8 protein-coding genes are annotated in these 3,823 nt (G+C 64.3%); 4 read left to right on the top strand and 4 right to left on the bottom strand.

All coding sequences use genetic code 11. From position 1 onward, the window contains the following. Positions 1–407: multinuclear nonheme iron-dependent oxidase (locus tag AC1DY5_RS46060; protein WP_478121069.1), on the bottom strand; the 407-nt coding region annotated here is incomplete at its 3' end. A gap of 14 nt (positions 408–421) precedes the next feature. Continuing rightward, positions 422–739 (bottom strand): BufA1 family periplasmic bufferin-type metallophore, encoded by a 318-nt coding sequence (locus AC1DY5_RS46065; protein WP_478121070.1) that lies wholly within the window; start codon positions 737–739, stop codon positions 422–424. A gap of 133 nt (positions 740–872) precedes the next feature. Here AC1DY5_RS46065 and AC1DY5_RS46070 point away from each other — a divergent pair, with 133 nt between their 5' ends. The 3 genes from AC1DY5_RS46070 to AC1DY5_RS46080 are packed head-to-tail and all read left to right on the top strand — an operon-like array spanning position 873 to position 2,188. After that, positions 873–1,292, top strand: coding sequence for a sigma factor (locus AC1DY5_RS46070; protein WP_478121071.1), 420 nt, complete (start codon positions 873–875; stop codon positions 1,290–1,292). A gap of 45 nt (positions 1,293–1,337) precedes the next feature. After that, entirely contained in the window at positions 1,338–1,535 is a 198-nt protein-coding gene (locus tag AC1DY5_RS46075; protein WP_478121072.1) for an RNA polymerase sigma factor, read from the top strand. Continuing rightward, positions 1,532–2,188: an NrsF family protein gene (locus tag AC1DY5_RS46080; RefSeq protein WP_478121073.1), complete on the top strand. Its 657-nt coding sequence runs from the start codon at positions 1,532–1,534 to the stop codon at positions 2,186–2,188. Before AC1DY5_RS46075 ends, AC1DY5_RS46080 begins: the two co-directional genes overlap by 4 nt. Here the strand turns inward: AC1DY5_RS46080 and AC1DY5_RS46085 are convergent. Both AC1DY5_RS46085 and merC read right to left on the bottom strand, forming a co-directional pair. Beyond that, a complete protein-coding gene (locus AC1DY5_RS46085; RefSeq protein ID WP_478121074.1) occupies positions 2,163–2,414 on the bottom strand; it encodes a GDCCVxC domain-containing (seleno)protein in 252 nt (83 codons plus the stop codon). The genes AC1DY5_RS46080 and AC1DY5_RS46085 overlap by 26 nt on opposite strands. A gap of 21 nt (positions 2,415–2,435) precedes the next feature. Continuing rightward, entirely contained in the window at positions 2,436–2,858 is a 423-nt protein-coding gene (merC, locus tag AC1DY5_RS46090) for an organomercurial transporter MerC (protein WP_478121075.1), read from the bottom strand. Between the two features lie 67 nt (positions 2,859–2,925). Here merC and merR point away from each other — a divergent pair, with 67 nt between their 5' ends. Then, the gene (merR, locus tag AC1DY5_RS46095) at positions 2,926–3,330 is read left to right on the top strand and encodes an Hg(II)-responsive transcriptional regulator (protein ID WP_478121076.1); all 405 of its coding nucleotides are present in this window, start codon (positions 2,926–2,928) and stop codon (positions 3,328–3,330) included. Positions 3,331–3,823: the final 493 nt, after the last annotated feature.

The raw sequence follows: 3,823 nt of genomic DNA on the forward strand, positions 1-3,823 counted from the left end.
AAATAGGCCTGGGTCTGGTCGACATGGCGGCAGACGAGATCCAGCGCTTCGTCAGTCATCGGCAGCGGCAACAGGTCGGCCAGGTAGTGGCCCCCGACCACGCTCCATGATAGGTGTTCGGATATGAGTCCTGGCTCGATCCTGCGTACGACATCTCGAATGCGTTCGAGGTGCGCGGCGTCCACCCCATCTGCACTCCCCAGGGACAGGCCCACGCCGTGCAGGGACACCGGGTAGTCGCGTCGGATCGCCTCGAGCATACGGATTGAGGGCCCACCGCCCATGTAGTTCTCGGTGTGCGCCTCCAGCCATGCGACCGCGGGCCGTGTGTCGAGCAACGCCTCGTGGTGTTGGAAGCGCAGCCCGATCCCCGCGCCGGGAGGCACCGTGCTGCGAGCGTCACCCATTGCGGCCACCGACACTAGCTCGCCTTCATGCTGCCGCCCTGGATCTTGCCGCAGTCGCCGGCCGGCAACAGCACGAAGGACTTGGGATCACGCGCCTGCGTGGACTGACCCGCACAAGAGTGCGCGCCCTCGGCGCAGTCATTCTTGGCGACGGCGTTGATGCCGTAGCATTTCTCGAGCTTGTTGCTTTGCATGCGCGCCATGTTGTCCTTGACGATCTGCGGCGCCTTGCTCATGTCCATGCCTTGCGCCTGCGCCGCCATCCCCGATGCGGCCAATACCAATCCGAGCGCGGTGGACAGGGCGGAGCCTGCAATCACTTGACGGGTCATGATGTCACCTTTCGCATTGAGGTCTCGGGATGAGACCGACAACTGGAAGTTCGCCCGGGGCGGAGAAAGGTTACGCGCAGAAAAAGAAAAATAGTCACCGCGACAAGTTTCGTTGCGGGCTATCGTTCATGCCGTGAACAGCAACCAAGATCCGAACCGTGCGCTGCGCCTTGCCCCCCGGACGGGGTCGTTGACGGGGTCGCCGCAGTCCGAGGAGGAGTGCGAAGACGGCGCGCCGGCCGCGGTGCGCGAGTTCGACTGGTCCATCCTGATGGCGCGCGCCCAGGCGGGCGAGCGCGAGGCCTATCGGCGCCTGCTGGACGAGATCACGCCGTACCTGCGTTCGCTGGCGGCGAAAGCGCATCGCAATCGCAGCGACGTCGAGGACGCGGTGCAGGATGTCCTGCTCACCGTGCATTCCATTCGCCACACGTACGATCCCGGCCGCCCATTCGGCCCCTGGCTGGTGGCGATCGCACATCGGCGCATCGTCGATCGATTGCGCACAGGGCCGCGCGAGAGAGCACGAGACGCCATTGACCCCCGAACATGAAACCTTGGCAGCCTTCGAAACGAACCACCCGAGGAGAGTGCCGACATGGCGACCGTGCGCGAAGCGGTGGAACGCCTGCCGCCTGGGCAACGCGATGCCATCAAGCTGATGAAACTGCAGGAGATGTCGCTGCGTCAGGCTGCTGCCGCGAGCGGGATGTCGATCGCGGCCCTGAAGGTGGCGACGCACCGCGGCCTGAAGAACCTGCGCAAGCTGCTCAACGGATCTGGTAGTCCATCATGATCAAGACAGGCGATCTCATCGAAGCTATGGTGGCCGATGCCCGGCCAGTGCGTCGGCTACCGCCGCCCGCGGTGCGGGCGGCGCTGTGGCTGCTGCTGCCGGCACTGATCTTCGGGCTGTTGGCCGTGGGCCACGGCGTGCGCCCCGACTTGGCTCAGCAGCTGAAGCAGGTTGATTTCATAGTCGGGACGTCCGCCTCGCTGCTGACCGGCGCGCTGGCGGCCGTCGCCTCATTCATGCTGAATCTGCCCGACCGGTCGCGCGGTTGGGCGCTGCTGCCGGTGCCCGCGCTGCTCGTGTGGATGAGCACCCTCTGGTACGGATGCCTGGTGAATTGGGTCAACGTGGGTCCCGACGGTTTCCAGCTCGGCGAAACCGCACGATGTTTTGCCACGGTGCTGATGACCAGCCTGCCGCTGACGCTGGCCATGTTTGTCATGCTGCGCCACGGGGCGCTGCTGTGGGTCAGCACGGTCTCGCTGACAGGGAGCCTGGCCGTGGCCGCGATCAGTGCGACAGCGATGTCGATTTTTCACAGCCTGGACGCGACCGTCATGATCCTGATCTGGAATCTGGGAACGGCAGCGCTCATTGTCGCAGTGGGGCGCTGGATCGGCCCCCGGCTGTTCACCTCCCGAGGGCTGGCCGTCTAGAGCCCGGCGCGGGGGCAGTCGCGCAGCATTCGGTTCGCGCCTGGACCGGCGGGCACTTCACCGAGCCGAATGAGCAGAACACGCAGCAATCGCCGGGATTCGGGCGCAGCAGTGTCTTGCAGCGCTCGCATTCGTAGAAGAACAGGCAGGCGTCCACAGGCATCTGCTCGCGCTTCGCACGGCCGCAGTGCGGGCAGGTCAAGCACCGAGTCGAGAACCACGGCATGGCTCAAGTTCTGCCTTTGCGTCATGGGCGCACCTGCYGGGTCTCGCAATCATCCGTGGTGCAGCGCTTGTTCGCCGGCGACAAGAGATCCCAAAGCGAGACGCCGACCATGAAGGCCAGACCCGCATACAGCAGGTCCGTGCTCCACCACTGGCCGAAGAACAGCAACACGGCCGCGAGCACGATCGACGGGCCGATCACGCCCAGCAGGCTGCGATGCCACTGGCGGTGGCTGAACCAGCCCACCGCGTTGGCGACCAGTGCGACTGCCGCGAACAAGGGCAGCAACGTATTGATGAACAGGCCTTCATCCCCTGCGAAGACGCCCAGGCCCATGGCCGAACCCAGGCCGGCAAGCGCCGGAAAACAGGCCGGGCACGAGGCTGCGGAGGCAACGCTGCCAAGCGCACCAGCCTTGTCGGACACACGCGTCATCCATCCCATGTGTCAACTCCTGATTTTCCTTGAGGAGGCGACAATACGCCCGCACTCAAGTACGGAGTCAAGCGGTATGAAAAGGCAGGCGGCCACCCTTAGCATCGGTGCCTTTGCCGAGGCGGCGGGCGTCACCGTGGAGACCATCCGGTTCTACCAGCGCAAGGCTCTGCTGCCGGAACCGGACAAGCCTTTCGGCGGTATCCGGCGCTACGGCAAGGCCGATGTGGCTCGGGTCCGTTTCATCAAGTCCGCGCAGAGCCTGGGCTTCAGTCTCGACGAGGTCGCCGGGTTGCTCACGCTGGACGACGGTGCGCATTGCGACGAAGCGCGTCAGATCGGGGAGCAAAAGCTCGCTGATGTGCGTGCGAGGCTGGTCGACCTGCAACGAATTGAGAAAGCCCTTGCCGCCTTGGTGGATGACTGCTGCGCAAGCCGCGCGAGGGTGACTTGCCCATTGATCGCCGCCCTGCAGGAATAGGCTGCTGCCGCGTTTTCATCGAACGGATGCGCAAAACGCGCAAACGGCCACGCCCATGGCCTGGGCCGTCAAACTAAACGGAAATTGCTTCGACGGCAACCAGCACGGCCCCTGAGGTGGGAAAGCCCGTGAGCACGGCTCACTGTATTCGTCATCTACGACGACGAGGCTTGTCGCGACTCCGTTCGCGAACTCGTCAGCGCGGCCGGACTCGCTGTCGCGGTCTTCGGTTCGGCGGTCGAGTTCCTGACGGCCTTCGACCCTACTTGGCGCGGTTGCCTGGTCCTCGACCTGCCCCGAATGGATGGGCGTGCGCTGCAGGAGCACTGGAGCACTTGCTCGAGATTGGCGTCCACATGCCGATTGTGTCCGTGAGCGGTAGCGTCGACATTCCGACAGCAGTGCAGGCTATCAAAGATGGCGCAGTCGATTTTTTGCAGAAGCCCTAATCCCAGAACAAGTTGCTGGACGCCATCTATAAGGAATCTATAAG

It is taken from the genome of Variovorax sp. P4_D9, assembly GCF_056401695.1.

What these genes read in the sequence shown, in the direction of transcription:
- AC1DY5_RS46085 (WP_478121074.1), bottom strand. Translation starts at nt 2,414, where the DNA reads ATGCCGTGGTTCTCGACTCGGTGCTTGACCTGCCCGCACTGCGGCCGT.
- AC1DY5_RS46080 (WP_478121073.1), top strand. Translation starts at nt 1,532, where the DNA reads ATGATCAAGACAGGCGATCTCATCGAAGCTATGGTGGCCGATGCCCGG.
- merR (WP_478121076.1), top strand. Translation starts at nt 2,926, where the DNA reads ATGAAAAGGCAGGCGGCCACCCTTAGCATCGGTGCCTTTGCCGAGGCG.
- AC1DY5_RS46075 (WP_478121072.1), top strand. Translation starts at nt 1,338, where the DNA reads ATGGCGACCGTGCGCGAAGCGGTGGAACGCCTGCCGCCTGGGCAACGC.
- AC1DY5_RS46065 (WP_478121070.1), bottom strand. Translation starts at nt 739, where the DNA reads ATGACCCGTCAAGTGATTGCAGGCTCCGCCCTGTCCACCGCGCTCGGA.